At 66.9% G+C, this 26,848-nt stretch carries 28 protein-coding genes, 1 pseudogene and 1 riboswitch; of the genes and pseudogenes, 14 read left to right on the top strand and 15 right to left on the bottom strand.

Going from position 1 to position 26,848, the window contains the following annotated elements:
• Positions 1 to 5 precede the first annotated feature (5 nt).
• From V9G04_05430 to V9G04_05415, 4 genes are all read right to left on the bottom strand, one after another.
• Complete coding sequence (locus tag V9G04_05430) at positions 6 to 1,211, bottom strand: M48 family metallopeptidase (protein ID MEI2712739.1); 1,206 nt, start codon at positions 1,209 to 1,211, stop codon at positions 6 to 8.
• Positions 1,208 to 2,392, bottom strand: a complete 1,185-nt coding sequence (locus V9G04_05425) for a hypothetical protein (GenBank protein MEI2712738.1) — start codon at positions 2,390 to 2,392, stop codon at positions 1,208 to 1,210. Before V9G04_05425 ends, V9G04_05430 begins: the two co-directional genes overlap by 4 nt.
• A 37-nt stretch (positions 2,393 to 2,429) precedes the next feature.
• A complete protein-coding gene (locus V9G04_05420) occupies positions 2,430 to 3,437 on the bottom strand; it encodes an NlpC/P60 family protein (protein MEI2712737.1) in 1,008 nt (335 codons plus the stop codon).
• A 9-nt stretch (positions 3,438 to 3,446) separates the two neighbouring features.
• A riboswitch (cyclic di-AMP (ydaO/yuaA leader) is annotated at positions 3,447 to 3,613 on the bottom strand.
• Between the two features lie 217 nt (positions 3,614 to 3,830).
• Complete coding sequence (locus V9G04_05415; protein ID MEI2712736.1) at positions 3,831 to 4,100, bottom strand: hypothetical protein; 270 nt, start codon at positions 4,098 to 4,100, stop codon at positions 3,831 to 3,833.
• A 111-nt stretch (positions 4,101 to 4,211) separates the two neighbouring features.
• Between V9G04_05415 and V9G04_05410 the strand changes: the two genes are divergently transcribed.
• The 3 genes from V9G04_05410 (at position 4,212) to V9G04_05400 (ending at position 6,983) form a co-directional block, all read left to right on the top strand.
• The gene (locus tag V9G04_05410; protein ID MEI2712735.1) at positions 4,212 to 5,987 is read left to right on the top strand and encodes a DEDD exonuclease domain-containing protein; all 1,776 of its coding nucleotides are present in this window, start codon (positions 4,212 to 4,214) and stop codon (positions 5,985 to 5,987) included.
• A gap of 13 nt (positions 5,988 to 6,000) precedes the next feature.
• Entirely contained in the window at positions 6,001 to 6,279 is a 279-nt protein-coding gene (locus V9G04_05405; GenBank protein MEI2712734.1) for an Lrp/AsnC ligand binding domain-containing protein, read from the top strand.
• Between the two features lie 77 nt (positions 6,280 to 6,356).
• A complete protein-coding gene (locus V9G04_05400) occupies positions 6,357 to 6,983 on the top strand; it encodes a hypothetical protein (GenBank protein MEI2712733.1) in 627 nt (208 codons plus the stop codon).
• Between the two features lie 12 nt (positions 6,984 to 6,995).
• On the opposite strand, the gene trpD is transcribed toward V9G04_05400, so the two are convergent.
• From trpD to V9G04_05385, 3 genes are read right to left on the bottom strand one after another with little or no spacing between them, the layout of a single operon-like run.
• A complete protein-coding gene (gene trpD / locus V9G04_05395; GenBank protein MEI2712732.1) occupies positions 6,996 to 8,024 on the bottom strand; it encodes an anthranilate phosphoribosyltransferase in 1,029 nt (342 codons plus the stop codon).
• A gap of 4 nt (positions 8,025 to 8,028) precedes the next feature.
• Positions 8,029 to 8,454, bottom strand: coding sequence for a hypothetical protein (locus tag V9G04_05390; protein ID MEI2712731.1), 426 nt, complete (start codon positions 8,452 to 8,454; stop codon positions 8,029 to 8,031).
• 12 nt (positions 8,455 to 8,466) lie between these two features.
• Positions 8,467 to 9,396, bottom strand: a complete 930-nt coding sequence (locus V9G04_05385; GenBank protein ID MEI2712730.1) for a cytochrome c oxidase assembly protein — start codon at positions 9,394 to 9,396, stop codon at positions 8,467 to 8,469.
• Between the two features lie 84 nt (positions 9,397 to 9,480).
• On the opposite strand from V9G04_05385, the gene V9G04_05380 reads away from it, so the two are divergent.
• From V9G04_05380 to istA, 5 genes are all read left to right on the top strand, one after another.
• Positions 9,481 to 10,128, top strand: coding sequence for a heme-copper oxidase subunit III (locus V9G04_05380; GenBank protein MEI2712729.1), 648 nt, complete (start codon positions 9,481 to 9,483; stop codon positions 10,126 to 10,128).
• 103 nt (positions 10,129 to 10,231) lie between these two features.
• Entirely contained in the window at positions 10,232 to 11,038 is an 807-nt protein-coding gene (locus tag V9G04_05375; GenBank protein ID MEI2712728.1) for a c-type cytochrome, read from the top strand.
• Complete coding sequence (locus V9G04_05370; protein ID MEI2712727.1) at positions 11,035 to 12,102, top strand: Rieske 2Fe-2S domain-containing protein; 1,068 nt, start codon at positions 11,035 to 11,037, stop codon at positions 12,100 to 12,102. The genes V9G04_05375 and V9G04_05370 overlap by 4 nt, the downstream gene beginning before the upstream one ends.
• Entirely contained in the window at positions 12,099 to 13,856 is a 1,758-nt protein-coding gene (locus V9G04_05365; GenBank protein MEI2712726.1) for a cytochrome bc complex cytochrome b subunit, read from the top strand. The genes V9G04_05370 and V9G04_05365 overlap by 4 nt, the downstream gene beginning before the upstream one ends.
• 539 nt (positions 13,857 to 14,395) lie before the next feature.
• Positions 14,396 to 15,352, top strand: coding sequence for an IS21 family transposase (istA, locus tag V9G04_05360; GenBank protein MEI2712725.1), 957 nt, complete (start codon positions 14,396 to 14,398; stop codon positions 15,350 to 15,352).
• 4 nt (positions 15,353 to 15,356) lie between these two features.
• Here istA and V9G04_05355 read toward each other — a convergent pair whose 3' ends face one another.
• From V9G04_05355 to coxB, 3 genes are read right to left on the bottom strand one after another with little or no spacing between them, the layout of a single operon-like run.
• Positions 15,357 to 15,797: a cytochrome c oxidase subunit 4 gene (locus tag V9G04_05355; protein MEI2712724.1), complete on the bottom strand. Its 441-nt coding sequence runs from the start codon at positions 15,795 to 15,797 to the stop codon at positions 15,357 to 15,359.
• Positions 15,797 to 17,560 carry a cytochrome c oxidase subunit I gene (gene ctaD, locus V9G04_05350; protein MEI2712723.1) on the bottom strand — a complete coding sequence of 588 codons (1,764 nt, stop codon included), beginning with the start codon at positions 17,558 to 17,560 and terminating at the stop codon, positions 15,797 to 15,799. The genes V9G04_05355 and ctaD overlap by 1 nt, the downstream gene beginning before the upstream one ends.
• Positions 17,557 to 18,420, bottom strand: a complete 864-nt coding sequence (gene coxB, locus V9G04_05345; protein ID MEI2712722.1) for a cytochrome c oxidase subunit II — start codon at positions 18,418 to 18,420, stop codon at positions 17,557 to 17,559. Before coxB ends, ctaD begins: the two co-directional genes overlap by 4 nt.
• 110 nt (positions 18,421 to 18,530) lie before the next feature.
• Between coxB and V9G04_05340 the strand changes: the two are divergent.
• A pseudogene (locus V9G04_05340) lies at positions 18,531 to 19,550 on the top strand (aminotransferase class V-fold PLP-dependent enzyme).
• Between the two features lie 145 nt (positions 19,551 to 19,695).
• Positions 19,696 to 19,896 carry a sulfurtransferase TusA family protein gene (locus V9G04_05335; GenBank protein ID MEI2712721.1) on the top strand — a complete coding sequence of 67 codons (201 nt, stop codon included), beginning with the start codon at positions 19,696 to 19,698 and terminating at the stop codon, positions 19,894 to 19,896.
• A 31-nt stretch (positions 19,897 to 19,927) separates the two neighbouring features.
• On the opposite strand, the gene V9G04_05330 is transcribed toward V9G04_05335, so the two are convergent.
• On the bottom strand, positions 19,928 to 20,899 hold the full coding sequence (locus V9G04_05330) for a carbohydrate kinase family protein (GenBank protein ID MEI2712720.1): 972 nt from the start codon (positions 20,897 to 20,899) through the stop codon (positions 19,928 to 19,930).
• Positions 20,900 to 21,008: 109 nt separating this feature from the next.
• Between V9G04_05330 and V9G04_05325 the strand changes: the two genes are divergently transcribed.
• Positions 21,009 to 21,245 carry a hypothetical protein gene (locus tag V9G04_05325; protein ID MEI2712719.1) on the top strand — a complete coding sequence of 79 codons (237 nt, stop codon included), beginning with the start codon at positions 21,009 to 21,011 and terminating at the stop codon, positions 21,243 to 21,245.
• Positions 21,246 to 21,291: 46 nt separating this feature from the next.
• Here V9G04_05325 and erpA read toward each other — a convergent pair whose 3' ends face one another.
• Positions 21,292 to 21,648 carry an iron-sulfur cluster insertion protein ErpA gene (erpA, locus tag V9G04_05320; GenBank protein ID MEI2712718.1) on the bottom strand — a complete coding sequence of 119 codons (357 nt, stop codon included), beginning with the start codon at positions 21,646 to 21,648 and terminating at the stop codon, positions 21,292 to 21,294.
• 90 nt (positions 21,649 to 21,738) lie between these two features.
• Positions 21,739 to 22,827, bottom strand: coding sequence for a glycerate kinase (locus tag V9G04_05315; GenBank protein MEI2712717.1), 1,089 nt, complete (start codon positions 22,825 to 22,827; stop codon positions 21,739 to 21,741).
• Between the two features lie 26 nt (positions 22,828 to 22,853).
• Between V9G04_05315 and V9G04_05310 the strand changes: the two genes are divergently transcribed.
• The 3 genes from V9G04_05310 to nadA are packed head-to-tail and all read left to right on the top strand — an operon-like array spanning position 22,854 to position 25,304.
• Positions 22,854 to 23,744, top strand: a complete 891-nt coding sequence (locus V9G04_05310; GenBank protein MEI2712716.1) for a GNAT family N-acetyltransferase — start codon at positions 22,854 to 22,856, stop codon at positions 23,742 to 23,744.
• A 5-nt stretch (positions 23,745 to 23,749) separates the two neighbouring features.
• Positions 23,750 to 24,091 (top strand): hypothetical protein, encoded by a 342-nt coding sequence (locus V9G04_05305; protein ID MEI2712715.1) that lies wholly within the window; start codon positions 23,750 to 23,752, stop codon positions 24,089 to 24,091.
• Between the two features lie 40 nt (positions 24,092 to 24,131).
• Positions 24,132 to 25,304, top strand: a complete 1,173-nt coding sequence (nadA, locus tag V9G04_05300) for a quinolinate synthase NadA (protein MEI2712714.1) — start codon at positions 24,132 to 24,134, stop codon at positions 25,302 to 25,304.
• A gap of 27 nt (positions 25,305 to 25,331) precedes the next feature.
• Here nadA and V9G04_05295 read toward each other — a convergent pair whose 3' ends face one another.
• Both V9G04_05295 and htpX read right to left on the bottom strand, forming a co-directional pair.
• Complete coding sequence (locus V9G04_05295; GenBank protein MEI2712713.1) at positions 25,332 to 25,910, bottom strand: hypothetical protein; 579 nt, start codon at positions 25,908 to 25,910, stop codon at positions 25,332 to 25,334.
• A 12-nt stretch (positions 25,911 to 25,922) separates the two neighbouring features.
• Positions 25,923 to 26,843, bottom strand: coding sequence for a zinc metalloprotease HtpX (gene htpX / locus V9G04_05290; protein MEI2712712.1), 921 nt, complete (start codon positions 26,841 to 26,843; stop codon positions 25,923 to 25,925).
• Between the last annotated feature and the right edge of the window lie 5 nt (positions 26,844 to 26,848).

Genomic DNA, 26,848 nt, shown 5'->3' with positions numbered 1-26,848 from the left:
TTGGTTCAGGGCTCGGTCGTGAACCGCTGAGCCAGCGCGATCCGTTGCAGGGTCGTCGGATGGCTGCCGAACCACAGGTGCATCCAGCGCGGTGGGGTGGCATCGGCCAGGGAGTGCAGCGCCAACTGGCGTTGCATGCGTACGACCGGGGCGCCGTCGCCGGTGGCGAGCAGTCCTTCGTAGTCGGCACGTGTCTCGAGTCTGCGGCTGATCGCGTTCTCGACCGGAGCCGCGGCCAGGGAGCCGAACGCGATCAGCGCCAGCACGAGTGGCACCGTCCGCGCCGACGACATCCGGCCGCCCATGAGGAGTCCGAGCAACCCGACTCCGCACCAGGTCCCGGCAGCGCCCAACAGGGTGCCGGTCACCACGTCGCCGTGGCTCGCATGAGCCAGTTCGTGAGCCACGACCGCGAGCACCTCGTCGTCGGGCAACTCCTCGACCAGGTTGTCGTAGAGCACGACTCGCCTGGTGGCGCCGAAGCCCGACACGTACGCGTTCAGGGTGGTCGTGCGCCGCGACGCATCCGCGACGAGGACATCCTCGATCACCACGTGCTGGGCGTCGGCCAATTCGAAGACCTGCGTACGCAACGGGCCATCCGGCAGTGACGAGAAGTCGTTGAACGCGGGTTCGATGACGACCGGATAGACGTACGACCCTGCGACGACGAACCCGGCCGCGAGCAGCCCCGCCCACAGCGGCCAGTCGCGAGGACGTTTCCGGGCCAAGCCCACCGCCACGATCAACATCAAGGACAGCACCGCCAGTTGGATGCCGGTGCTCTGCAGGTCGTCGCGCAGGTACTCCCACCAGTGCTGTGTCGACAATCCGTGCATCCGCCGCAGTCGCCATCCGGCCAGTCCGGTCGGCAGCGTGGTCAGCATGCCGACGGTCGTCACCACCACCACGGCGATCGCGACCCGCGGCGCCCATCGCCCGCGCGAGAGCCACTCGCCCAGCCTCTGCGAGCGAGCCAGGGCCACGACCGTGAGGAGACTGATCACCAGGGAGGACCACGACCAGACCCGGATCCACCGGGAATAGTGCTCAGCGCGCGCGATCTCCTCGCGGGTGAACACCTCCGACGCGGGCACCGCCGCCGGTGTTCCTCCCGGCACCGGCTGCCAGGGCACCCGCCACCAGAACACGACCAGGAAGGCCGCGAGACCGATGATCAGGGTGAGCCAGGCCCACCGCCTGGCGCTCATGAGGCGAGCTCTGCCAGGGCCTGCCGCCATCGGGCAGTGAGGTCTCCCGCCGGCATGCCGGCGGCGGAGAGGGATGTCTCCATGGATCCGCTGCGGTCGGCCTCCCGATAGAGGGCGACCAGCTTCTCGTCCTCCAGCGCGTCGGCCAGGACCCGCCAGGCGATCCAGGCGGATTCGTACGCCGCCTCGAGATCGGGCGCACCGGGCTCGAAGTCGGCCGCATCGGGCAGCGCCTCGGGAAGCCCGTCCCGCCGCACCACCTCGCGGATCCGACCGGCCGTCACGGTCAACGGCAGGTCGACATCACGCAGAGCGACGTAGTCGGCAAACCCCTCGATCGCCCACGACGGAAGGGCGCTGCCTGCGGCGCGGGTCGCGACGTGGGTCGCTTCGTGGCTGAGCACGACCTGGGCACCGGCCGGGCGCAACCTGCCCAGCACGTCGGCATTGACGAACACGTGGATCGGCGCATCCGGGGCAGTGGAGCCGTCCTGGGCGGCCGTCACCGCCGCGATGTTGTCGTAGGTCCCCGGCTCGGCACCCAGTGCACCCGCGAGCCCGCCTCGACCAGGCACCTCGACCACGAGGCGCCCGGGCCAGTCCGGCAGCATCCGTCGGACGAGCGGCACGGCTCTGCGCGCGTAGGTCCGCAGGGCATCGGTCGCGTGGGGCGTGGCCTGCGAGACCAGCAACAACGCGCCCTCTCGCCGGATCTGCGCGGGTCCGGCGAGCCATACCGGCAACGCCGCAGGACCCCCACCGAAACCCACCAACCGCACACCGTCACGCGTACGCCGCAACCTGGCGTCGAGTTCGGTGCGCACCATGGCCTTGTCGAAGCCGGCGTACGCCCACGTCGTCGCGACCGTGGCGGAGAAATTGCCGTTGGGTCGTGGCGTGCGCGTCTCGATCAGTCGCAGCGCGAAGCCGCGGACCTGGGCCGCCGTTGCGTTGTCCACCAGGTCCGGAAGGGTCGAGGAGTCGGGTACGCCCCACCGGATGGCCGCCTGCGCGTCTCGCGTACGGACGGCGCGAGCAAAGCCACGCAGTGCCTGCACCGTGCTTTGCGACAACGACTCCTGAAGCTGCGGGGCGGGCAGATCGACGTCGCCGTGGTCGTCGGCGGCGCGCCACGAGATCCCCCCGGCGATCAAGGCCAGAAGGACGCAAAGGCCGACCATCCAACGAATCGGATGATCGGCCAAGCGACTGCGGTGCTCAGCCAGGGCGCACCGCGCCGACGTACGGCATCGAATACAGCGGCGCGACCAGCACGCCCGAACTCGGGTTCGCCGCGTGCACGATCATCCCGTTGCCGATGTACATCCCCACGTGACTGATGGGGCTGTAGTAGAAGACCAGGTCGCCGGGCTGCAACTGCGAGGCCGCGATCCGCGGGCCGGAGCTGAACTGAGCCCGCGACGAGTGCGGCAGGCCGACGCCCGCAGCGCCCCACGCGTACATGGTCAGACCGGAGCAGTCGAAGGCGTTGGGCCCCATCGCACCGTAGACGTAGGCGTCGCCCACCTGCGCCAGTGCGGTGCGCACCGCGATCCCGGCACGACCGGAGGCAGGCACGTCGATGTTGCTCGCGATCGGAGAACCGCCGCGCGAGACGATGGACGCGCGCTCCTTCTCCTTGAGATCGGCCAGGAGTGCCTTGGCGTCGGCCAACTTGGCGTCGACCTGCTTCTTCTCCTTGGCCAGCGAGCGCTCCACGTCCGCAGCCTCGGCGGCACGCTTCTCGGTGGAGTCTCGGCGAATGTCGAGCGCCTTGAGCTCGACGGAGTACTCGGAGAACAGTTGGTCCTGGAAGTCGCTGTAGGCCGACATCGTGGACAGCTGGTTGAGGAAGGCCTGTGGGTCGTCGGACACGACGACCTGGCCTACCGCGGAGAGGTTCTGCCCCTCGTACTGGCCCACGATCGCGTCCTCGACGGCGCTACGGGCGCGCTCGAGGCGCGCGGCCTGGCGGCGCTCATCGGCCTTGAGGGACTTGAGGTCGCGCTGGATGTCGGTCAACTCCAACGTGGCATCGTGATAGCGCTCTTGGGCCTCCTCGGCCTGGTGGTAGAGCGTGTCGACGCGCTTGCTGACCTGGTCGACCGACGGTTCGGCCGAGGCGGGGTTGACGACCACGAAGGTCGAGCCGACCGCTGCGGCGAGGCCGAGGGCACCGATGGCGAAACGAGCACGCGGCGTGCTCAACCGATCGCGGAAAGTCACGAGCGGGTCTACTCCTTGCAGTCGTACGCCTACCGGGTGAGCTGACGGGTTCGGGCACGACGCTGCCCTACGGCCCGACCCGCGCACGGGCCTGGTCGATTCACCCCAGGGTGGTTGGTTCCCCGGTTCCGTGATCCGCGACTGGTCGCGGGTCTTGGATTCGGCGCGGCACTCGCGTGGTCCTTGCGGGTCACTGGGACGAGCGCCTCGCACGAGGCTAAACGTCCGCGGAAGGGCGCGCCAACTCATCGCGTCGTTATGGGCGTGTGTCCCCGGAATTTCTGATGATCGCACGTTCAATCTGTCACACAGATCACACCGACACCATGCGTCACAGGGCATGAAAACCCGGGCTGGAAGACCCGGGCACGAACACTCGGGTCAGGACCCGAGTCATGCCGTCTCGACCTGCGGCGACGCGACCGGATGGACCATCCGCAGTGGTGGCACGAGTCCTCCCGCCGCGAGTACGTCGAGAGCCCTGGTGGCGTCGTCGTCGAAACTCAACTCCTCCGGAGGGCCGAGCAGGACCGTCACGACACAGTCGTGGCAGGCCAGGCCGCGCACCACGCAGGTGTCGCAGTCGATGTGGAGCGCCGCATGCGCTGGGGGCGTCTGCTCCGGTGTGGCTGGGGGCGTCTGCCCCGGTGTCGTGGTGTCCATGTCCGGCACGCTGTCATCGAGCACCGACATTTAGGTTGGCCAGCGTGTCGGCCAGCGTGTCGGCCCGCGTGTCGGCGGCTTTGTCGGTGCTCGGACCTAACGTCGGTTGTCATGACGACGACCGCCGTACGTGCTCGCTGGGAGCCCCAGCGGAGCCTCGACGAACTCGGGCGTCCGTTGCGCGACATCACGTTCTGCGTGGTCGACCTGGAGACGACCGGAGCCTCCGCGCAGCAGGGCTGCATGATCACCGAGATCGGGGCCGTCAAGGTCTGCGGCGGCGAGGTGCTCGGTGAGTTCCAGACACTGGTCAATCCGCACAGCGCGATCCCGCCCTTCATCGCGATGCTGACCGGGATCAGCGACTCGATGGTCCACGACGCGCCCGGGATCGAGAGTGCGCTACCTGCGTTCTTGGAGTTCGCGCAAGGGTGCGTGCTGGTGGCGCACAACGCCCCCTTCGACGTGGGTTTCCTGCGCCACTTCGCGGCGGAACAGGGGCGCGCCTGGCCACGCTTCGAAGTGCTCGACACCGCCCGACTCGCCCGACGGGTGATCACCCGCGACGACGCGCCCAACTGCAAGCTCTCCTCCCTGGCACAGGTGTTCAACTCCTCCACGACCCCCAATCACCGCGCCCTGGCCGACGCCCGCGCGACCGTCGACGTGCTGCACGGTCTGATGGAGCGCCTAGGTGGACTGGGGGTGCACACGTTGGAGGAATTGCAGACCTTCACCTCTCGCGTGACGCCCGCACAGAGACGCAAACGCCACCTCGCCGAGGCCCTACCGCACGCCCCGGGGGTCTATCTCTTCCAAGACGATCAGGATCGCGTGCTGTACATCGGCACGTCACGCGATCTGCGCACCCGGGTGCGCAGCTACTTCACCGGCTCCGAGACCCGCTCCCGGATGGGCGAGATGGTCGGGATCGCGACTCGAGTCACCGGCATCGAGTGCGCCACCACGCTGGAGGCGCAGGTGCGCGAGCTGCGACTGATCGCGACGCACAAGCCGCGCTACAACCGCCGATCGCGCTTCCCCGAGAAGGTGCACTTCATCAAGCTCACTCGCGAGACCTGGCCTCGCCTCTCACTCGTACGCCGGGTTCTCGACGACGACGCGGACTATCTGGGGCCTTTCGGCTCACGCAAGACCGCGGACAAGGTGTTGGCCGCCATCCACGACACCTTCCCCATCCGCCAATGCACCGACCGGCTCGCCGCGACCCCGACGCGCTCGGCCTGCGTACTGGCCGAGATGGGCAGATGTCTTTCACCGTGCGACGGGTCCACCGACGCTCAGACCTACTCCGCCCTCACCGAGCAGGTGCGTCGTGCCCTCTGGCGCGACCCGGAGGAGATTGTGGACAGTCACGTGGGGAAGATGGCCCGTCTCTCCGACGCCGAACGCTTCGAGGAGGCCCGAGTGCACCGCGACCGCCTCGCGGCCTTCGTCCGATCAGCGTCGCGCACGCAGCGTCTTCAGGCGCTCACGCAATGCAGCGAATTGATCGCGACGCAGCGCGACGACTCGGGGCGTTGGGCCGTCCACGTCATCCGTTTTGGCCGGCTGGCAGCCGCAGGAATCATCCCGCCCGCGTCCGACGCCCACGCGTACGTCGCGAGCCTGCGCGCGGGCGCTGAGACCGTCACCGCCGGCCCGGGGCCTGTGCCCGCAGCCACCGCGGAGGAGACCGAGCGGATCTTGGCCTGGCTGGAGTCGCCGGGCGTACGCCTGGTCGACGTGATCGGCGAATGGACCTGCCCTCTCGCGGGGGCAGCTCGGCACCTGTCACTGCACGACGCGACCGAGCAGTCCCGACTCAGCCTGGTGCCGTTCGACGAGCGGCGCGCGATCTCCACGGTCCACCAGCCGGTGCGATGACTAGGCTGAGACCATGATCACCGCCATCGTCTTCGTGAAGGCCGACGTCGCGTCCATTCCCGAGGTCGCCGAGGGCATCGCGGCGCTCGAAGGGGTGAGCGAGGTCTACTCCGTCACCGGACAGATCGACCTCATCGCACTCGTGCGGGTCCGCCAGCACGAGGACGTGGCACGCGTCGTGGCCGACCGTCTCAACAAGGTCCCAGGCGTGCTTTCCACCGAGACTCACATCGCGTTCCGCGCCTATTCGCGCCACGACCTCGAAGCCGCATTCTCGCTTGGGCTGGACTGAGCCTGAGTTCCCGCCGACTCGACTGGCGGCGGCGGCGATACTGACCGCCAGGCCGGACGCCCACTAATCTCGCCCAGGTGGAATGGCTGGCCGACAATTGGCTCTCTCTGTTCGGCTGGTGCGGCAGCGCCCTGCTGATCTATTCGCTGCTGCAAACCCGGGTCCTGCGGTTGCGCGCGCTCAACCTGCTCGCGTGCATCTCTCTGGCAACCTTCAATGCCTTGATCCAGGTGTGGCCGATGGTCGGCATGAACGTGGCGACCAGCCTGATCAATCTGTTCTTCTTGGTCCGGCTCCTGCGCGAACGCCACGACGAGGATGCCTTCCAGGTGCTGGAAGTGGCCCCGCGCGATGCGTACTTCCAGCACTTCCTGAACGTGCACCTCGACGAGTTGCGCAAGTTCTATCCGGGCTTCGCGGGCACCCAGCCCGATGACCTGGCCTTCCAGGTGCTACGCGGGGACGAGACCGTCGGGATCGTGCTGATCCGGCCCGACGGCGAAGTGGCGCGAGTCCAACTCGACTACGTCACGCCGCGTTTCCGCGACTTCTCCCCCGGCGAGTTCGTCTGGTCGCGTGTCGACCGATTGCGCGCACGCGGCTTCACCCGTGTGGTGACTCCGCCGGGCATGGTCAACCCCTACTACTCGCGGCTGCCGCAGGCGTTTCGCCGCGATGGCGAGGCGTACGCCCTCGACCTGTGACACGACCGCCGTTCAGGCGGTGGTCGCCTCGATCCACCGGTCCAGGCTCTCACCGGCAGCGCCGGAATCGATCGACTCAGCAGCACGCGTAATGCCCGCCCCGATCGCCTCCGCAGGAGCGATGTCAGGGGATCCGTGGACGGCGAGCGCCGCACCCGCGTTGAGCAGCACCGCATCACGTACCGGTCCTGGTTCGCCGGCCAACAGCCGCCTGGTCACTTCCGCGTTGAAAGCCGGGTCACCACCGCGCAATTGCTCGGTCGTGGCAGGAGCCAGGCCGAGGACCGAAGGTTCCAAGGAGGTGTGTTGCACCTGGTGGTCGTGCACCCACCAGACCTGGGAGGTCGTGGTGGTGGTGAGTTCGTCGAGTCCGTCATCCCCACGGAAGACCCAAGCATCGACACCACGGTCGGCGAACACCTGCGCCATGACCGGCGCCATTCGTGGATCGGCGCATCCGATCGCCTGAGCGGCGGGACGCGAGGGGTTGGTCAGCGGGCCGAGGAAATTGAAGGCCGTCCCGACACCGAGCTCGCGGCGCGGCACCGCCGCATGCCTCATCGCGGGGTGGAAGACCGCCGAGAAGCAGAACGTGATGCCCGCTTCGCGCGCCACCTCGCCAACGCGTTCAGGAGGCAGATCCAGGCGTACGCCCAAAGCCTCCAGCACGTCGGCCGAGCCGCACAGCGACGACGCCGACCGGTTGCCGTGCTTGACCACCGTGACACCGGCACCGGCAGCCACGATCGCGGACATAGTGGAGATGTTGACCGACATCGAACGGTCTGCGCCGGTGCCCACTACGTCGAGCAGTCGGCCCTCCACCTGGATCTGGTTCGCGGCGGACAGCATCGCGTCGGCCAGCCCGGTCATCTCGGCGGCCACTTCACCCTTGGTACGCAGCGCCACCGCGAAGCCCGCGATCTGGGCCGGCGTCGCATTGCCTTCCAGGATCTGTCCCATCGCCCAGCGCGCCTGGTCAGGCTGCAGATCCGCATGCGAGATCAAGGCGGTCAGGATGTCCGCCCAGGTGGAACTCACGTCTTCAGGAGGTGGCCGGAACGCGTGAACGCAGCAGGCCCACCGCGGTCTCTGCCAACTGGATCGGGTCGAGCGGGTGAGACACGGCTGCCTCTGCGCGCGACCACGTCGCCAACCACGCGTCCTGGGGTCGGCCGGTCAGAACCAGCACCGGAGGACACTTGTAGATCTCGTCCTTGAGCTGCTTAGCGATGCCCATTCCGCCGGCGGGGACGGCCTCCCCGTCGAGGATCACCAAGGCGATGCCGCCCGCATCCATGTTCTGCAGTACGACAGGCTCGGTCGCTACCTCGACGTACTCGACCTCGGGAAGGTCGGGGTGGGGACGACGGCCCAACGCCAAGATCACCTGCTGGCGTACGTTCACGTCGTCGCTGTAGACGAGCACCTTGAGAGGCTGCGGATTCGCGGAGTCACTCACGCCCGGCATGCTACCGCCCACTCACCGATGCCGCGCTTCCAGGAGGTCCAGCCGACGGTCTTCTCGCGCCGCCTCTTTCATCGACGCCCGGACCCACTGGGTGAACAGCACGAGGAAGAGCAGCAGGCCGAACAGGTCGCCGGTGGCCCACAGGATCCCTCCGGCCAAGTGCTGATCCTCCAGCATCGGCGGCAGCCAGGAACCCATCGGTCCCTCTCGCAGCGCGGAATAGTAGTCACCCGCCAGCGGGGTGTTCTGGTCCATGATCGTGATGCCCAAGAACGCGTGGAACGGCAACGTCATCAAGACCATCAGGACGCGGAAGGGATAACCCACCCGGCCCGGCACCGGGTCGATCCCGGCCAGGGGCCAGAAGAAGAGCGACCCGGTCAGCATCAGGTGCACGTGCGTCATCTCATGGATGTACTCGGAGTTCAAGCTGGCCTCGTACCAACCGGAGAAATACAGCGCCCAGGGGCTCAAGACGAACAGGGCGAACACCAACGGGGGGAAGGTGAGGACCTTCGCGACGCGCGAGTGCAACACCGCCAGCAGCACCGCCCGGCCGCGTTTGGGCAACGTACGCAGGGCTAGCGTCACCGGGGCGCCCAGCGCCAGCAACAGCGGAGCACCCATCGTGATCAGCATGTGCTGGATCATGTGGGCGCTGAGCAGCGTCGTGTCGTAACGACCGATCCCCGACGAGGTCGCGAAGAAGAACGTCCCCATGCCCCCCAGGCAGAAGAACAGGGTCCTGGAGATGGGCCAATGGTCACCGCGAGCACGCAGGGTGCGTACCCCGAGCAGATACAGCCCGCAGACCCACACCGTGAGGACGAACATGTAGGGATCCAGACCCCAACCGGTGAACGCACGTCCCCAGGTGAAGGGCGGCAGCGAGAGATCTCCCGCCGCCTCCGACGAGGCGAGCAGGGGGCTGATCAGGCTCATCGACGGCAGGCCAAGGCACACACTGACCAGGATACGTCCACGAATCGGGGGGTCGGGATGCCAAGGGGCCGAAGGATCGTCATAATGAGGCCCGTGGCGACAGCAGCGGCTCTCCCGGCATCCCGACTTCACGGGCATCACGACCGACCCAGCATGGTCAGCGTGGGCACGATCATCTGGCTCTCCAGCGAGCTGATGTTCTTCGCGGCACTGTTCGCGGCCTACTTCACCGTGCGCTCGGTGAGCGAGCCCTTGTGGGCGCAGGAGACTCAGCTATTGAACGTGCCGTTCTCCTCGGTCAACACCATCATCCTGGTGCTCTCCTCGGTGACCTGCCAGCTCGGCGTCTTCGCCGCTGAACGTGGCCAGGTGGGTCGCACCGGGCCCGTGTGGAAGGTCGCAGGGTGGGGCCTGCGCGAGTGGTTCATCCTCACGTTCATCATGGGCTCGATCTTCATCGGCGGCCAGGCGTTCGAGTACGCCGAACTCGTCCACCACGGCCTCACGATCCCGTCGTCGGCCTACGGCACCCTGTTCTATCTCGCCACCGGCTTCCACGGCATCCATGTGACCGGTGGCCTCATCGCCTTCCTCTTCGTGCTCGGGCGCACCTATATTGCGCGGCGTTTCACTCACGAGCAGGCGGTCAGCGCCATCGTCGTGTCCTACTACTGGCACTTCGTCGATGTCGTCTGGATCGCCTTGTTCGCCGCCATCTACCTGATCAAATGATCCTCGCAGCCCACCTGAGATTGGACTTGACGTGCGTTTGTTGAACCGAACCGCCGGACGGATCTCCCGTCATCGTCGCGGCCGCTTCGCGGGCTTCATCTTGATGTTGCTCGGCCTCGTGGCGGCCGGTGGGCTCTACACCCTGTTCACCCCCGCCCAGGCCACGCAGGCCGAGTCGGACACGGCACTAGTAGCCAAGGGTCGCGAGCTCTTCATCCAGGGATGCGCGTACTGCCACGGCCTCAACGGCGAGGGCAAGCAGCGCGTCTCGGGAACCAACTACGGCCCGCCGCTGGTCGGCGCCGGCGCCGCCGCCGTGGACTTCCAGGTCGGCACCGGTCGGATGCCGATGGCGCGCCCCGACGCCCAGGCGCCGCGCAAGCCTGTGGTCTACAGCGAGGAAGACATCGCCGCGCTGGCCGCGTATGTCGCCTCCCTCGGCCCCGGCCCGGCGATTCCGGACGGTTCCGAGTACTCCACCGACGGCCTCAGCGACGAGGAGTTGGAGGCCGCGGTGACGCGGGGTGGGCAGATCTTCTTGACCAACTGCACCGCCTGCCACAACTTCGAGGGCTCCGGCGGCGCAATGCCCAACGGTGGGTACGCCCCCACGATCCGTGGCGTCGAGTCCAAGTACATCTACGAGGCCATGCTGACCGGCCCGTCCAACATGGACGTCTTCTCCAACGGCAACCTGTCGCCCGACGAGAAGCGTGACGTGATCGCGTACCTGAAATCACTGGAGGAGAACCCCGGCTACGGCGGCTTCAGCCTCGGTGGCCTCGGCCCGGTCTCCGAGGGCATGTTCGCCTGGCTGTTCGGCATCGGCGGCCTCGTGGGGTTCGCCGTCTGGATCGCGGCACACACCACGCGTGCCTCCAAGAACGACACTGAAGAGGTGAACGCGTGAGCGACCACGACAAGGCGGTGGTGACCCGCAACGAACACGCCGAACCGATCCCCGACCCGGGATTGGCGCCCCACCGGCCGCGTCCGACCGACGTCGACAGCGCCGCGGAGAAGCGCGCCGAGCGCCAGGTCGCAGGGCTCTTCCTTGCCGCGATGGCGTTCGTCGTCGCGTTCGTCGTGTGCTACTTCTCCTTCGCGATCGGCGAGGACCCCGACACCATCTTGGGTCTCGGTGCCTCCAACGTGCTGCTCGGCTCAACGCTCGCCGGCGCGTTCCTGTGCATCGGCATCGGCATCATCCAGTGGGCGCGCAAGCTCATGGGTGACCACGAGATCGTCGAAATGCGGCATCCGGCCGCGTCGTCGGACGAGGACCGCGCGGAAACCCTCAACATCCTCAAGCTCGGCGCCGAGGAGTCCGGCCTCGGTCGGCGCCCCCTCGTACGCAACACCCTGCTCGGCGCCGTCGGCCTCGCGGGTATCGCGCCGCTGGTGATGCTGCGCGATCTCGGTCCCCTGCCTGGTGACGCGTTGCTCAAGACGATCTGGGACGAGGGCGGACTGCGAGTCGTACGCGACGTGGTCGGCACGCCGATCAAGCCCAGCGACCTCGAGGTCGGCGACCTGGTCAATGCCGAGCCGGAGCCGTTGGTCCCTGTCGCCAACCCGCGTCCGGGCGTGCACTACCTACACGGTCACGACATCCTGGTCGAGAAGACCAAGTCGGCGATCATCTTGCTGCGGATGCCCCCCAAGGACATCAAGTCGCGTCCCGACGGTGAGAACTGGGACGTCGACGGCATCGTGTGCTACTCCAAGATCTGCACGCACGTGGGCTGCCCGATCGCGCTCAACGAGCGGATGACGCACCACCTGCTCTGCCCCTGCCACCAGTCGACGTTCGACCTGGCCGACAACGGCCGAGTCGTCTTCGGTCCGGCCGCACGGGCGTTGCCGCAACTGAAGTTGGCTGTCGACGACGAGGGCTACCTCATCGCACCAGAAGGCTTCCACGAACCCGTCGGCCCCAGTTTCTGGGAGCGCGACTCGAAGGACTCGCTATGAGCCGCATCGACACCAGCAAGGTCGCCACGAGCAACTCGACCGACGCCGCGACGGCCACCAAGCCCGGCAAGGCCGGCGCTGCCGCCACCTGGGCCGACGACCGCCTCGGTCTCGCGAGCATGATGAAGAAGAACCTACGCAAGGTCTTCCCCGACCACTGGTCCTTCATGCTCGGCGAGATCGCGCTGTGGAGCTTCGTCGTCCTGCTGCTCACCGGCACGTTCTTGACGTTCTGGTTCAACCCGAGCATGGGTGAGACCGTCTACGAAGGCTCCTACAGCCAGTTGCGCGGCGTCGAGATGTCGCACGCGTACGCCTCGACCCTCGAACTGTCCTTCGACATCCGCGGCGGACTGTTGATGCGTCAGATGCACCACTGGGCCGCGATGCTGTTCATCGCCGCGATGTTCGTGCACATGATGCGCGTCTTCTTGACCGGTGCGTTCCGCAAGCCCCGTGAGATCAACTGGATCATCGGTGGACTGTTGCTCCTCCTCGGCATCCTGGAGGGCTTCGCGGGCTACTCCCTTCCCGACGACCTGCTCTCGGGCACCGGCCTGCGGATCGCCGACGGTCTGGTCAAGGCAACACCGCTGCTGGGCACCTATATGTCGTTCTTCATGTTCGACGGCGAGTTCCCCGGCGACATCATCGTCTCGCGCCTCTACATGGCCCACATCCTGCTGATCCCCGCCCTGATCTTGGCGCTGATCGCCGCCCACATGCTGCTGCTCGTCTACCACAAGCACACGCAGTGGGCCGGTCCTGGCCGCACCGAGGAGAACGTCGTCGGTTACCCGATGCTCCCGGTCTACCTGGCCAAGGCGGGTGGCTTCTTCTTCATCGTGTTCGGCTTCACCGCCCTGATGGGTGGCCTGCTGACGATCAACCCGGTATGGAAGTACGGCCCGTACGACCCCTCGAAGGTGACGGCCGGCTCCCAACCTGACTGGTACATGGGTGTGGCCGAAGGCCTGCTGCGCATCTTCCCGGGCTGGGAGACGCACATCTTCGGACACACGATCTCCTGGAACGTGATGATTCCCGGCCAGATCGCGCCCGTGGCGATGTTTGCCGCGTTCCTCGCCTACCCGTTCATCGAGGCGTGGGTCAAGGGCGACAAGCGCGACCACCACCTGCTCGAACGTCCGCGCAACGCGCCCAACCGGACCGCGTTCTTCGCCGCGATGGTGACGCTGTACGGCCTGCTCTGGGCCGCAGGTGGCAATGACATCCTGGCCACGCAGTTCCATCTCAGCCTGAACTCGATCACATACTTCATGCGGGTGGCGATCTTCGTGATCCCGGTGATCGTGTTCATCTTCACCAAGCGTTGGTGCATCTCCTTGCAGCGTGCGGACAACGACAAACTGCTGCACGGCTATGAGACCGGCATCATCATGCGCTCGGCCGAGGGCGGCTACTCCGAGCGGCACCTGCCGATCAATGAGGAGAGCGCCTACACCCTCACCGCACGCGAGCGTCCCGAGGTGTATTCGTTGGAGTCGGAGACCGACGACAACGGCATCCCCTCCCCCGGCACTCGCGGCCAGCGCATCCGGGCGACGCTTTCCAAGCGGATGTTCGGCGACGACGTCGACAAGCCGACCGCTGCCGAACTCGAGGAGGCGCACCACCACGCCGAACACGAGGCCCAGTTGCAGGAAGGCCTCGACCACCCCGCAGCCGGTCACGAGTTCGACGATCACAACCTGCGCAACACCGACGACGTGCCGCTGCGAGGCGGTCACTGAACCTCGGATCAGATCAAGCATGAGGGGCGGGCTCCACTGGAGCTTCGCCCCTCATGCTTGTCGGGGCTCTTCTGCTCGGTCATCCCCTCTGCGCCTCATCCCTTTGGACTCAGCGTGGTTTCACTGCGGTGTCCAACTGACCTTCAAGATGGTGGTCACCCCTTTGTAGACGCAGTCGCTGTGGAAGACGGCGCGATAGGTGGCAGTGGTGCCCGAAAGCTTCAGGGTGTGGTCGTAGTACGCCTCAGAGCACCCCGCAGTGGAATGGCGGCTTCCTTCATCGATTCCAAGAAGTCGGTCGTGGCCCGATACACCGACGCACTTGCCGCCTCTAGGCCCACGGGGATCACCCAACCGGGACGCGAGACCGAACTCGCCGGCTTCTCGACGTTTCGTTCCGTCGAACGGTCCTTGGCATCGTCCGCGTGGGCAACCCGCCAGATGGTGCCGACCCCTCCACGGGCGTCTTGCCAGTTGTCGGCGGCGCTCGAAAACTGAACAGTTTCGGCGGTGAAAAGTGAGCACTCAACGATTGGAGTGTGATCACTTTGGAGGACTGGGCGCTGATCAGAAGGCTGGCTGCGGATGGGGTGCCGAAGGCGCGGATCGCCGAGCGGCTGGGGATCTCGCGGACCACGGTCATCAAGGCGGTGAATTCGGACGCGCCGCCGCGGTACGTGCGGACGCCGGGGCCGACGTCGTTCACGGAGTACGAGCCGCACGTGCGGGCGCTGTTAATCGAGGTTCCGGACATGCCGGCCACGGTGCTGGCCGAGCGGGTGGGCTGGACGGGCTCGATCCGGTGGTTCAGCGAGAACGTGCGGCGGCTGCGTCCCGAGCACCGCCCCGTCGACCCCGCGGATCGGATCACTTGGACTGCGGGTGACGCGGCGCAGTGCGATCTGTGGTTCCCGCCCAGGAAGATCCCGCTCGAGGATGGCACCACGAAGCTGTTGCCGGTGCTGGTGATCACTGCGGCACATTCGCGGTTCGTGACCGCACGGATGATCCCGACGCGGAAGACCGAGGACCTGCTGCTGGGCTCGTGGGAGCTGATCCAGCAACTGGGCCGGGTCCCGCGGCGGCTGATCTGGGACAACGAGCCCGGCATCGGGCGCGGCCCACGTCGCGCCGAGGGTGTCGCCGCGTTCATGGGCACCCTGGCCACCAAGCTCGTGTTGCTGCCGCCGCGAGACCCTGAGTCCAAGGGCGTGGTGGAACGCCGCAACGGCTGGTTCGAGACCTCCTTTATGCCAGGTCGCACGTTCACCTCACCGGCCGACTTCAACACCCAGTTCACCGACTGGCTGGGCCAGGCGAACGCCCGGACGGTCCGCACGATCAAGGCCGCGCCGAGCGATTTGATTGACGCCGACCGGGCGGCGATGTTGCCGCTGCCGCCGATTCCAGCGCGCCCGGGCGGTCATCGTGACCACGCCCTACCCGCACCACAAATGCGCAACGCCCGAGCCGTAGCTCGGGCGTTGCGTCGATGAGGTTTCAGTGCGCGTGTTCGCCGCGGTAGTACTCGAACACCAGGCCACTGAGCGCGAGGCCACCGAGACCGAAGCCGATGATCACCATCCACCAGGCACCAACCGCAATGCCGAGCACGATGACGCCCAGCGACAGCGCGCACCACAACGGCCACCAGGAGTACGGCGGGAAGAACCCGAGCTCCCCAGCGCCGTCGGCGATCTCGCCCTGCTTGTTGTCCTCTGGACGCTCGTCCATCTGACGAGCATGGAAGCCCAGATAGAGAGCGACCATGGCGGCGAGCAGGAACGTCATGGCGAGTGCCACAGTGCCGGTCCAGTCGCCACCGCCCGAGAGCGCACCGCCGCGCTCACCGGCGCTTGCGGCCGTGGCCAGCCAGTACCCCGGGGTGACCAGCAGGAAGAATCCTGCGGTGATCGTGAAGATCCAGGTCTCGATCTTCATCAGCGGTTGTCCTCCGAATCGTCAGCGATCTCATGGCCGGTGCGGCCTTCGAGCATGTCCTCGCGGCCCGCCATCTCCGGTGCGTCCGCGGGGTCACCGTGGCGAGCGGCGTCGTTCTGCTCCAACTCGAGCGCAGCCACTTCGGGGTGGTGCAGATCGAAGGCAGGCGACTCCGAACGGATCCGCGGGAGCGTGTGGAAGTTGTGACGCGGCGGCGGGCAACTCGTGGCCCATTCGAGCGAGCGTCCCCAGCCCCACGGGTCGTCCACGCCCACGAGCGGCGCATTGCGCGACTTGTAGACGTTGAGGAAGAACGGCAGGGACGACAGCGCCAGCAGGAACGAGCCGACCGTCGAGATCTGGTTGAGCAGCGTGAACCCGTCGCTGGGCAGGTAGTCCGCGTAACGACGCGGCATGCCCTCGACCCCGAGCCAGTGCTGGATCAAGAACGTCAGGTGGAAGCCGAAGAACAGCAGCCAGAAGTGGATCTTGCCGAGCTTCTCGTCGAGCATCCGCCCCGTCATCTTGGGCCACCAGAAGTAGAAGCCCGCAAACATCGCGAACACCACGGTGCCGAAGACGACGTAGTGGAAGTGCGCCACCACGAAGTAGGAGTCGGACACGTGGAAGTCCAGCGGCGGCGACGCCAAGATGACACCGGTAAGACCACCGAACAAGAAGGTGGTCAAGAAGCCGACCGTCCACAGCATCGGAGTGTCGAACGACAGGGAGCCGCCCCACATGGTGCCGATCCAGTTGAAGAACTTCACCCCCGTGGGCACCGCGATCAAGAACGTCATGCCGGAGAAGAACGCCAGGTCCACAGAACCGGTGACGAACATGTGGTGGGCCCACACGGCCACGGACAGCATCGCGATGGCCAGCGTCGCGCCGACCAGGCCGACGTAGCCGAAGATCGGCTTGCGGCTGAAGACCGGGATGATCTCGGACACCACACCGAAGAACGGGATCGCCAGGACGTATACCTCAGGGTGACCGAAGAACCAGAACAGGTGCTGCCACAGGATCGGGCCACCGTGCGAGGGGTCGAAGACGTGCGCCCCGAGCTGGCGGTCGGCCTCCAGGGCCAGCAACGCGGCGGCCAGGATCGGGAAGATGATCAGCACGAGGAGGCTGGTAACCAGCGTGTTCCAGGTGAAGATCGGCATCCGGAACATGGTCATACCGGGGGCTCGCATGCAGATGATCGTGGTGATGAAGTTGACGCCACCGAGGATCGTGCCGAGACCGGCCATCCACAGCCCCATGATCCACAGGTCACCGCCGACGCCCGGCGAACGTACGGCATCCGACAGCGGGGTGTAGGCAAACCAGCCGAAACTGGCCGCACCGCCCGGGGTCAGGAAGCCTGACGCCGCGATCAGGCCACCGAAGAGGTAGAGCCAGTACGACAGCATGTTCAGGCGCGGGAACGCGACGTTGGGCGCACCGATCTGCAACGGCATCAGCACGTTGGCGAAGCCGAAGAACAACGGCGTCGCGAACATCAGCAACATGATCGTGCCGTGCATGGTGAAGAGTTGGTTGAAGACCTCGTCGCTGACGAGCTGGTTCTCGGGGAACGCCAACTCGCTGCGCATGATCAGCGCCATCACACCGGCGATCAGGAACCACGAGAAGGCCGTGACCAGATAGAGCTTGCCGATCAGTTTGTGGTCGGTCGTGGTGAGCAGGCGTACGACCTGCTGACCCTTGGTAGGTGCGGCCGACGTGGTGGTCGGCGTGGCAGCGGTGGCGGTCACTCTTCTGCTCCTGACTCGTCGGTCTTGAGCCCAGCCTGGGTGATGACGTGCGGGTTGCCGAGGATCGGCTCGTCGGAGGTGTTGCCCGCCGCAGCCTGCTTCTCGAGGTAGGCGTCGAAGTCGGCACGCGAGACGACCTTGACGTTGAACAGCATCCGAGAGTGCGAGACACCACACAACTCAGCGCACTTGCCGGCGAACTCACCGATCTGCTGCGGCTTCACCTGGAAGTGGTTGACCTTGCCAGGAATGACATCCATCTTCATCAGGAAGCCAGGGATCCAGAAGGAGTGCACGACGTCAGGCGAGTTCAGGTTGAACTGCGTGGTCTCGTTGACCGGCAAGTAGAGCGTCGGCAGCGGACCCGCCACACCGGACTCCCAGATGTTCTTGCCTTCACCGGCTGGCTGATCGGGATAGTTGAACGTCCAACTCCACTGGAAGCCGACGACCTCGACGGTGTTGTCGGGTTCGACATCCTTGAGGATGCCGTTTTGCGCCTGCACGGTGTGGAAGAAGAAGACGACGACCATGATGACCGGCGCCAACGTGTAGAAGATCTCCAGCGGCAGGTTGTAGCGCGTCTGCACCGGGATCTCGTCGTCGCTGCGGCGGCGGAAGGCCCAGCACGCGTAGAAGATCAGCGCCCACACGATGACGCCGGTGATCATCGCTGCGATCCAACCCCATTTCCAGAGGTCGAAGATGTAGTGCGATTGCGCCGTGGCGTTTCGCGGGTCATCGCCTGGGAAGGCGTAATGACGCAGTTGGTTCTTGTCTTCCTCGGAGCAACCAGCCAGCAACAGCAGCGACAATCCGATGACGACCGCCGTGCTCCGGCGTCGCCAACGACGAGTCATCTCCTTGGCTGATTGCACACCCACAGGCACGCCCACAGGGAGCCTCTCTCTCGTACGGCCCTAACTCTTGCGCAGACTAGCGGAATCCAGGCCCATAAGAGGGACCGGGGGTGCGGGTCTGGACGAATTCGACCGGTAGGTTCCACAACGTGGACAGCGACTTCGTCGATCTGGACTCCGCGTCGGGTGAACCACTCCACCCGGCGGCCCGCGAAGTCCTCCTTGCCGCGCTCGATCGCGCCTATGCCGACCCGCGTCGGCTGCATCGGCGTGGACGCGATTCGCGGTTGCTGCTGGACAACGCGCGCGAGGTCACCGCGTCGGCTCTGGGCGTACGCCCCGACGAGGTGACCTTCACGCCGAGCGGAACCCATGCCGTACGTCTGGGACTGCTGGGTCTGGTCCGGCCGGGCGCCCGACGAGCGGTCATCGCACACACGGCCGTGGAGCATTCGTCGGTGATCCACGCCGCGCGTTGGGGCGGCGATCCGACGAGTGTGCCGGTGGACCGCGAGGGCCGGGTCGTGTTGTCGGCGATGCCCGCCGAGGCGGACGTGATCGCCTGCCAGACCGCGAATCACGAGGTCGGCACCGTGCAACCGGTCGCCGAGTTGGCCGCGTCGTCACCAGCGCCGCTGTTCCTGGACGCGTGTGCGTCGATGGGACGACTCCCACTGCCGTCCGGGTGGGCCAGCGCGGCCGGTTCGGCGCACAAGTGGGGCGGACCGGCGGGCGTGGGGGTGTTGCTCGTACGGCAGCGGACGCGTTGGCGCCCGCCGTTTCCCGACGACGATCGCGCCGACCCGCGTACGACGGGATTCGAGAATGTGCCGGCCGCTCTCGCCGCCGCAGCCGCGCTCCAAGCAGTCGTGTCGGAGCGCGAGGAGGTCGGCTCGCGACAGCGCGACCTGACCGCCGTGATCCGCACCCGGATGGCGCAGGTGCCCGACGTCGACGTCGTGGGGCACCCAGACGCTCGGCTCCCCCACCTGGTGACGTTCTCCGCGCTCTATGTCAACGGCGAGGCGTTGGTGCGCGAGCTCGACCGCCGTGGTTTCGGCGTCGCCAGTGGCTCTGCTTGCACCGCGTCCTCGCTGGAGCCCAGCCATGTGCTGGCCGCGATGGGCGCGCTGACGCACGGCAACGTACGCGTGTCGTTGGGCCGCACTACGACGCGTGCCCAAGTCGCAGCTTCTGCACAGCCGTCACCGAGGTCATCGCCACTTTGCGCAGGGAGGCCGGGGTGTGACCGAACGAGAACTCGACTGTCGAGGAATGCTCTGCCCACTGCCCGTCATCGAGCTGGCCAAGCGCCTCCACGAGGTGGGTGTCGGCGAGACGCTCGCCGTGATCGCCGAGGATCCAGCGGCCCGGGTCGATATCCCCGCATGGTGTCGCCTGCGTGGCCAGGAGTACCTCGGAGAGGACGCTGCCCTCGACGGAGTGGCGCGCTATCGGGTCAGGCGCGTGTCCTGACGTCGATCCGGCGGTGATCGCTGCGGACTCCTCAGAGGTGAGCGGCGATGATCTCGGCGGACGCGTCGCCGTACGAATTGCGCACCCGCGCCACGAACTCCTCGTGCGTGAACGCGTACTCCTGAGTGCCGACCGTCTCCACGACGTAAGCCGCGAGCACGCATCCGACCTCGGCCGCGCGCTCCGACTCCAGCCCCCAGGACAGGGCGGCCAGGAAGCCGGCCCGGAATGCGTCACCCACACCGGTCGGCTCGACGGCCGTCACATCCTGCACAGCCGCCACGACGATGTCGTCCTGGCCGGCACGACGGATGCGTACGCCGTCGGCGCCCAGCGTGGTGACCTGGGTGCCGACCTTGGAGAGCACCTCGTCGGCGGTCCACTCGGTCTTGGACTCGATCAGGTGTGACTCGTACTCGTTGCTGAACAAGATCGCGGCGCCCTCGATCAGGTCGCGGATCAGTTCTCCGTCGCTGAACGCCAACTGCTGAGAGCAGTCTGCGATGAAGTCGTAGCCGCGCTGGCGGCACTCGTGGGTGTGCCGACGCATGGCCTCGGGGTCGTCCGCACCGATCAGTACGAACTCGGGCGCACCGACCCGCTCGACGATCGGTGCCAACTCGATCAACCGGGCCTCGCTCATCGCACCCGGATAGAAGGAGGCGAACTGCGCCATCGTGGAGTCGGTCGTACACACGAAGCGCGCGGTGTGCTTGGTGGAGGAGATCAGCACGGAGGCGCAGTCGACGTTGTGCCGCTCCAGCCACGAGCGGTAGTCGGCGAAGTCCTCACCCGCGGCGCCGACCAGCACGGGGCGTACGCCCAGACGCGCCAGGCCGAAGCACATGTTGGGCGCTACTCCCCCGCGTCGGATCTCCAGGTCGTCGACCAGGAACGAGACGGAGAGCTTGTGCAGCGCGTCAACCATCAACGAGTCGGAGAACTTGCCACCGAAGGTCATCAAGTGGTCGGTTGCGATGGAGCCTGCGATCAAGAGCGACACGTAAGAGCACGCTACTTGTCGACAGCGCGATCCCCTAGTCCGCGCGACACGCCAACCTACTCTTCGGTACGCCTTCGGGTACTCGTCGGTAATCCTTATCGTCGAGCCCATGAGCGATGCCATGCCCCGGATCTACGACGAGATGTCCACGCCCGCCGAGATGACGGCCGACTGCCAGGCCCTCGGGGCGCGGATGCCGCACCTGGCCCGCGCGGCGCGCAAAGTGATGACCCCGGCGCCGAGCATCCACTTCGAGGACTACCCGCGCGAGGTGCCCAAGCGCGAAATCACCATCGACGCCGCCGCCGTACGGCTCGCGAACGCTCTGGAATTGCATCTCGACTGACCCGATCCTGCTGGGCCAGTCGAGAGCGGCTGATAAAGCCGTTGACTCAGTGGAACGAGTCACCGCACGCGCACGAACCCGTGGCGTTGGGGTTGTCGATGGTGAAGCCCTGCTTCTCGATGGTGTCGACGAAGTCGATCATCGCGCCGTTGAGGTAGGGCACGCTCATCCGGTCGACCACGACGTGGACGCCGTCGAAGTCGGTCACGACGTCACCGTCGAGGGTGCGCTCATCGAAGAAGAGCTGGTAGCGCAGACCGCTGCACCCACCCGGCTGCACGGAGATGCGCAGAGCCAGGTCGTCGCGGCCCTCCTGCTCGAGGAGGCTGTTGACCTTCGCGGCCGCCACCGGGCTCAGGTTGATCTGGTCGGTGCGGCGCTCGGTTTCGACCTGCTCGGTCATCGGTGACTCCCTGAAGTTTCTCGACTGGATTGCGACTACCTCTCCCAATGGTCGCACACGTCGGGTTATTCCCCGCATGTCGCAATCAGGTCAGTGCGACCAGGAGCGCGCCACCCGCGCCGCGGTTTCCGCGAGCGCCTCCGCGGGCTCACTCATGGCCCGCTCGGCACCGACTATCTCGGTCAGTGAGTACGCCGATTCGATCCCCAGCGCCCGCATCTCACGGTTGCCCACGTCGACTCGGCCCGCGATCGCCACACAGGGTCGCAACGCGGCGGCGGCGATCTCCGCGACGCCGTACGGCACCTTGCCCGAACGGCTGGAGAAGTCGAAGGCGCCCTCCCCGGTAACCACGACCCGAGCGGCGCGAGCGCGCTCGGCCAGGCGTACGGCCCGGGCCACCAGCGCGATGCCCGGCTCACGTGTCGCCCCCAACGCCATCAATGCGAAGCCCAACCCGCCCGCGGCTCCCGCGCCCGGCAGGAGGGACGTACGCCGATCCGTCGCCTGGGCGAATCGCTCGAGCGCGGCGTCGACCGGGGCGATCCGGTCCGGGTCGAGCCCCTTCTGGGGGCCGAAGGTCTTGGCTGCGCCGAACATGCCGGTGAGGGGACTGTCGACGTCGGAGGCGACCACCAATTCGACGTCCTGGAGTGCCGCAAGAGCGGGTGCGAGGTCGACTTCATTGACCTCGTCGAGCCCGCGTACGCCCTCATCGAGGGGCACATCGGCGCGAGCACCCAGAGCACCCAGCAACCCCGCTCCCCCGTCGGTGGTCCCGGTGCCACCAAGGCCGACGACGATCCGGCGTACGCCGAGCCCCACCGCCCAGGCCACCTGGACACCCACGCCATAGCTGCTGGCTTCCTCGGCGCGCTCGGTGCCCGTGAGTTCCAGCCCGGCGGACTGCGCGGACTCGAGGTAGACAGTGTCTTCGACGCGCAGCATGGTGGCGGGGACGAACTGGTCGTCGAAGGGGCCGGGGACGGCTGTCGCCAGGAGTTCGCCCCCCAGTGCGGCGTGCAGCACGTCGACGAACCCAGGCCCGCCATCGGACATCGGCGCGAGATCCAGTTCGTCGCCGGGCGCCTGACTGGCCCAGCCGAGCGCGATCGCTTCGGCAGCCTGGTTCGCCGTAAGCGTGCCGGCGAACTTGTCGGGGGCGATCAGGACACGCATCCCCACATCCTGACAGGCTGCCCGGTATGAGCGACCTGGTGGTGCGGCCGATGCGCGGCGACGATGTCGCGGCCTGTGAGGCGATCTCGTCGGCTGCGTACCTGGAGGTCGACCGCCGGACGTACGCACGTGCGTGGCCCGACCCGACCCCGCGTACGCAGGATCGCGCACAGGTGTGGCGTGAGCGAACCGCGCACCTGCTGGCCACCGATCCGGGTGGCTGCTGGGTCGCCGAGAGCCAAGGGGAGGTCGTGGGCTTCGCGACCTCGATGGTGCGCGAACTCATGTGGATCCTGGCGTCGTACGCAGTCAGTCCGCGTGCGCAGGGGCAAGGCGTCGGTCGGGTGCTCCTGGACGCGGCCCTGGCGCACGGCCGGGGCTGTCTGCGCGGCATGTTCAACGCCTCGCAGGATCAAGGTGCGTTGCGTCGTTATCGTCAGGCCGGTTTCGACCTCCACCCACAAATCACGCTTCGGGGTCACGTCGAGCGCTCCCTGTTGCCTGCCGGGATCGCCCACGTCCGAGACGGGGGGCCTGGCGACTTCGAGTTGATGGACTCGATCGATCGCCGCACCCGCGGGGCTGCGCATGGCACCGATCATGGGTTGCTGGCGCGCTTGCATCGATTGGTGGTGATCGATCGGTCGAGTGGGAGCGGGTACGCGTACGCCACCCCGACCGGGAATCTGCTGGCCCTGGCGGCGACGAGTCGCCGAGCGGCTGCGGCGCTGACCTGGGAGGTGCTCGCCTCGTCCGCGCCGGACAGGGCCGTGGAGATGGGACATGTCACACCCGCGAACGCCTGGGCGCTGGACATCGCGGTGGCGGTTCGGCTGGAGATCCACCCACGTGGTTTCCTTGCAGTGCGCCACCTCGCGGTGCCCGCACCGTACGTCCCCCACGCGACCTTTCTGTGAGACCCGTGACCACCTCGACGCCCCCGCCACGCAAGCACCTGATGGTGCCCGGTCAGCCGCGCCCCGTGCGTCGCCATTCCAACATCGAGCGCGTCCAGCGGATCATCTTGTCGTCGCTGGCCTTCATCACCATCGAGCATCTGGCACTCGGCATCGCATTGGTCGCGATCACGGCCGATCACGCCACGAACGGCGTGAAGATCGGGCTCCTCGTCGTGGCCACGATGTTCGGTTTCGTGGCGGTCACGGTGGCGCTGCTGATCCACCGCCGCTCGCCGCTCTCGCCCTGGTTGGTCTTCGGGCTCCTGCCCGGGCTCATCGGCGCGTACTTCACCCACTGGGGCTGACCCAGGACCGACGGTCGGTGCCGCCGCCTAGGATTCGACCATGAGCACCGTGGATCTGCCGCTGCTGCCCTTGGGCAAGGGTCGTGACCTCAACTCCGAACGCGGGGTCGAGTGTCCAGGCGACCTGCCCGCGCCCTCCGACCCGGACCTGGTGGCGCGAGCGGCGGCGGCGAAGGATGCGCTGGGCGAACGGGTCTTCGTGCTGGGTCACCACTACCAGCGCGACGAGGTGATCCAGTTCGCAGACGTCACCGGCGACTCGTTCAAACTCGCGCGCGACGCGGCGGCGCGTCCGGATGCCGAGTTCATCGTCTTCTGCGGCGTGCACTTCATGGCCGAGTCCGCCGACATCCTCACCGGGGACGACCAGATCGTGGTCCTCCCCGACCTCGCGGCGGGCTGCTCGATGGCCGACATGGCCCGGCTGACCCAGGTCGAGGACGCCTGGGACGCCTTGGCGGACGCCGGCGTGCAGGGCTCGGTCGTGCCGGTGACCTATATGAACTCCTCTGCCGACATCAAGGCCTTCTGCGGTCGCAACGGCGGCGTGGTCTGCACGTCCTCCAACGCCGACGTCGCGCTGGAGTGGGCCTTCGAGCAGAAGCCGGACGCCAAGATCCTCTTCTTCCCCGACCAGCACCTGGGGCGCAACACGGCCGTGCTCAAGCTCGGCATCGGGCTCGACGAGTGCGTGGTCTGGAACCCGTTGTTGCCGCACGGAGGGCTCAGCGCCGAGCAGTTGCAGGCGGCCAGGATGATCTTGTGGAAGGGGCATTGTTCGGTGCACGGGCGTTTCTCGCCCGACGTCGTCGACGAGTTGCGAGACAAGCACCCCGGCATCAACATCCTGGTGCACCCCGAGTGCACCCACGAGGTCGTCCTGAAGGCCGATCTGATCGGCTCGACCGAGTTCATCATCAAGACCATCGAGGCGGCTCCGGCTGGCTCGGTGTGGGCGATCGGCACCGAACTCAACCTGGTCAAGCGGCTGGCTGACGCGCATCCCGACAAGACGATCGTCTTCTTGGATCGCAACGTCTGCTATTGCAGCACGATGAACCGGATCGACCTGCCGCACCTGGTCTGGGCGATGGAGTCGTTGGTCAACGGGGTCGTGGTCAACCGCATCGAGGTGGACCCGACGACTCAGGCCGAGGCCAAGGTTGCTCTCGACCGGATGTTGGCGCTGCCGGGCAAGTCCCACCGCGACTGAAACCGGCAGGGCACAGGCCGGGCGGCCTCAACCGGACAGCCCGGGCGCCCCCCACAGGGCCAGCCACCGGGCCATGTCGGGCTCCATCGGCATCTCTTCGGCGAGCGCGTCCCGGATCTGGATCTCGGTCAGGTTGTCGCGCTCGTCGTGACCGTGGGGCGCGAACGCATAGAACGTCCCCTGCTTGTAGAGGTAGACCAGCCCCACCCGTCGACCACTCGGGTCCGCGAAGAGCACCAGCGTGCACAAGAGTCCGGAGTCGAAGTCCTGACTCTCCAACGTGGTGTTCACCGCGTGCAGGTCGGTGCACAGAGAGTCCAGGCGGGTGCCGTCGGCGTCGTCTTGTCCGCGCAGCACCAGCCAGGTGAAGCCGTACGAATCCTGGACGCTGCTCACCCTGGCGTCGCCGAGCAGTTGCACCAGGTCACGCTCGAGCAGTTGGTACGCCGCGCCTCCCGGCGCACGGAAGCACACCGAGCCCTCACCGGTCGGTGTCAGGCCAAGAGCGGTCTCCAACGTGATAGCCGCGGAGGGCACCAGAAAGAGCCGATCGAGATTGGGCGGCACCTCCCGGCGCCGCCCGAGAACGTCGCGCCACAAACCCATGTCGTTGCCTACTCACACACCGGGGCGGCCTAGTTCGGCCTGGATCCTGGCCAGCTGTTCCAGCCGCTGCTCCAACGACGGATGCGTCGAGGTCAACGTGCGCAAGGTCGCTCCGGAGATCGCCGGCGCGATGAAGAACGTGTTCAGCGGGCTGGAGGCGCGTAGGTCCTGTTTGGGAATGGTGTTGATGCCACCGGTGATCCTCTGCAGGGCTGAGGCGAGCGCACCGGGCTTCATCGTCAGGTAGGCACCTGATCGGTCGGCGCACAGTTCTCGGTAGCGCGAGAGCAGTCGCGTCAGGAAGAAGCTGATCGCATACACGAGGAGGCTGACCGCCAACGCGATGAGGTACGCGGGGGCGCCTCCCCCGTTGTTGCCGGAGCGACGGTTGCTCATGCCCAGCCCGCCCCACTGTGCTGAACGGGTCAACATGCCGGCCACGATCCCGGCCGACGAGGCCATCGTCATCACCAGCACGTCGCGGTGCGCCACGTGGGAGAGTTCGTGGGCCAGAACCCCCTCGAGTTCCTCGGTGTCGAGCAGACCGAGGATGCCTGTCGTCACGCAGACCACTGCTCGATCCGGTGAGCGCCCGGTGGCAAAGGCGTTGGGCATCGGCGTGTCGGCGATGCCCACCCGCGGTTTGGGCATGTCAGCCAAGGCGCACAGCCGATCGATCATGCCGTGAAGTTCCGGGGCCTCCTCCGGGGTGACCTCACGCGCCCGCATGGCCCGCATCGCCACCTTGTCCGAGGACCACCACTGCCACCAGGCGATGCCAAGCCCGACCAACGCGATGAAGGGCGCGTACCGAGGGTCGAACAGAAACATCAGCGACACGATCAGCCCGACGAACAGCGCACCGAGGATGAACATCACCGACGTCATGCGCACGGTTAGTCCCGTGTCGCCGACGAACCTCGTGCGTGCCAACTCCG

The sequence above is a fragment of the Nocardioides sp. genome, from assembly GCA_037045645.1.
GTDB lineage: Bacteria > Actinomycetota > Actinomycetes > Propionibacteriales > Nocardioidaceae > Nocardioides.
This window is presented reverse-complemented; position numbering and strand designations above follow the sequence as displayed.

Excerpts from the sequence above, each read along its gene's own strand:
- V9G04_05430 (MEI2712739.1), bottom strand. The coding sequence starts at position 1,211 with ATGAGCGCCAGGCGGTGGGCCTGGCTCACCCTGATCATCGGTCTCGCG.
- V9G04_05425 (MEI2712738.1), bottom strand. The coding sequence starts at position 2,392 with ATGGTCGGCCTTTGCGTCCTTCTGGCCTTGATCGCCGGGGGGATCTCG.
- V9G04_05415 (MEI2712736.1), bottom strand. The coding sequence starts at position 4,100 with ATGGACACCACGACACCGGGGCAGACGCCCCCAGCCACACCGGAGCAG.
- V9G04_05410 (MEI2712735.1), top strand. The coding sequence starts at position 4,212 with ATGACGACGACCGCCGTACGTGCTCGCTGGGAGCCCCAGCGGAGCCTC.
- V9G04_05405 (MEI2712734.1), top strand. The coding sequence starts at position 6,001 with ATGATCACCGCCATCGTCTTCGTGAAGGCCGACGTCGCGTCCATTCCC.
- V9G04_05390 (MEI2712731.1), bottom strand. The coding sequence starts at position 8,454 with ATGCCGGGCGTGAGTGACTCCGCGAATCCGCAGCCTCTCAAGGTGCTC.
- V9G04_05385 (MEI2712730.1), bottom strand. The coding sequence starts at position 9,396 with ATGAGCCTGATCAGCCCCCTGCTCGCCTCGTCGGAGGCGGCGGGAGAT.
- V9G04_05380 (MEI2712729.1), top strand. The coding sequence starts at position 9,481 with ATGAGGCCCGTGGCGACAGCAGCGGCTCTCCCGGCATCCCGACTTCAC.
- V9G04_05375 (MEI2712728.1), top strand. The coding sequence starts at position 10,232 with ATGTTGCTCGGCCTCGTGGCGGCCGGTGGGCTCTACACCCTGTTCACC.
- V9G04_05365 (MEI2712726.1), top strand. The coding sequence starts at position 12,099 with ATGAGCCGCATCGACACCAGCAAGGTCGCCACGAGCAACTCGACCGAC.
- V9G04_05355 (MEI2712724.1), bottom strand. The coding sequence starts at position 15,797 with ATGAAGATCGAGACCTGGATCTTCACGATCACCGCAGGATTCTTCCTG.
- coxB (MEI2712722.1), bottom strand. The coding sequence starts at position 18,420 with ATGACTCGTCGTTGGCGACGCCGGAGCACGGCGGTCGTCATCGGATTG.
- V9G04_05335 (MEI2712721.1), top strand. The coding sequence starts at position 19,696 with ATGCTCTGCCCACTGCCCGTCATCGAGCTGGCCAAGCGCCTCCACGAG.
- V9G04_05325 (MEI2712719.1), top strand. The coding sequence starts at position 21,009 with ATGAGCGATGCCATGCCCCGGATCTACGACGAGATGTCCACGCCCGCC.
- erpA (MEI2712718.1), bottom strand. The coding sequence starts at position 21,648 with ATGACCGAGCAGGTCGAAACCGAGCGCCGCACCGACCAGATCAACCTG.
- V9G04_05315 (MEI2712717.1), bottom strand. The coding sequence starts at position 22,827 with ATGCGTGTCCTGATCGCCCCCGACAAGTTCGCCGGCACGCTTACGGCG.
- V9G04_05310 (MEI2712716.1), top strand. The coding sequence starts at position 22,854 with ATGAGCGACCTGGTGGTGCGGCCGATGCGCGGCGACGATGTCGCGGCC.
- nadA (MEI2712714.1), top strand. The coding sequence starts at position 24,132 with ATGAGCACCGTGGATCTGCCGCTGCTGCCCTTGGGCAAGGGTCGTGAC.
- V9G04_05295 (MEI2712713.1), bottom strand. The coding sequence starts at position 25,910 with ATGGGTTTGTGGCGCGACGTTCTCGGGCGGCGCCGGGAGGTGCCGCCC.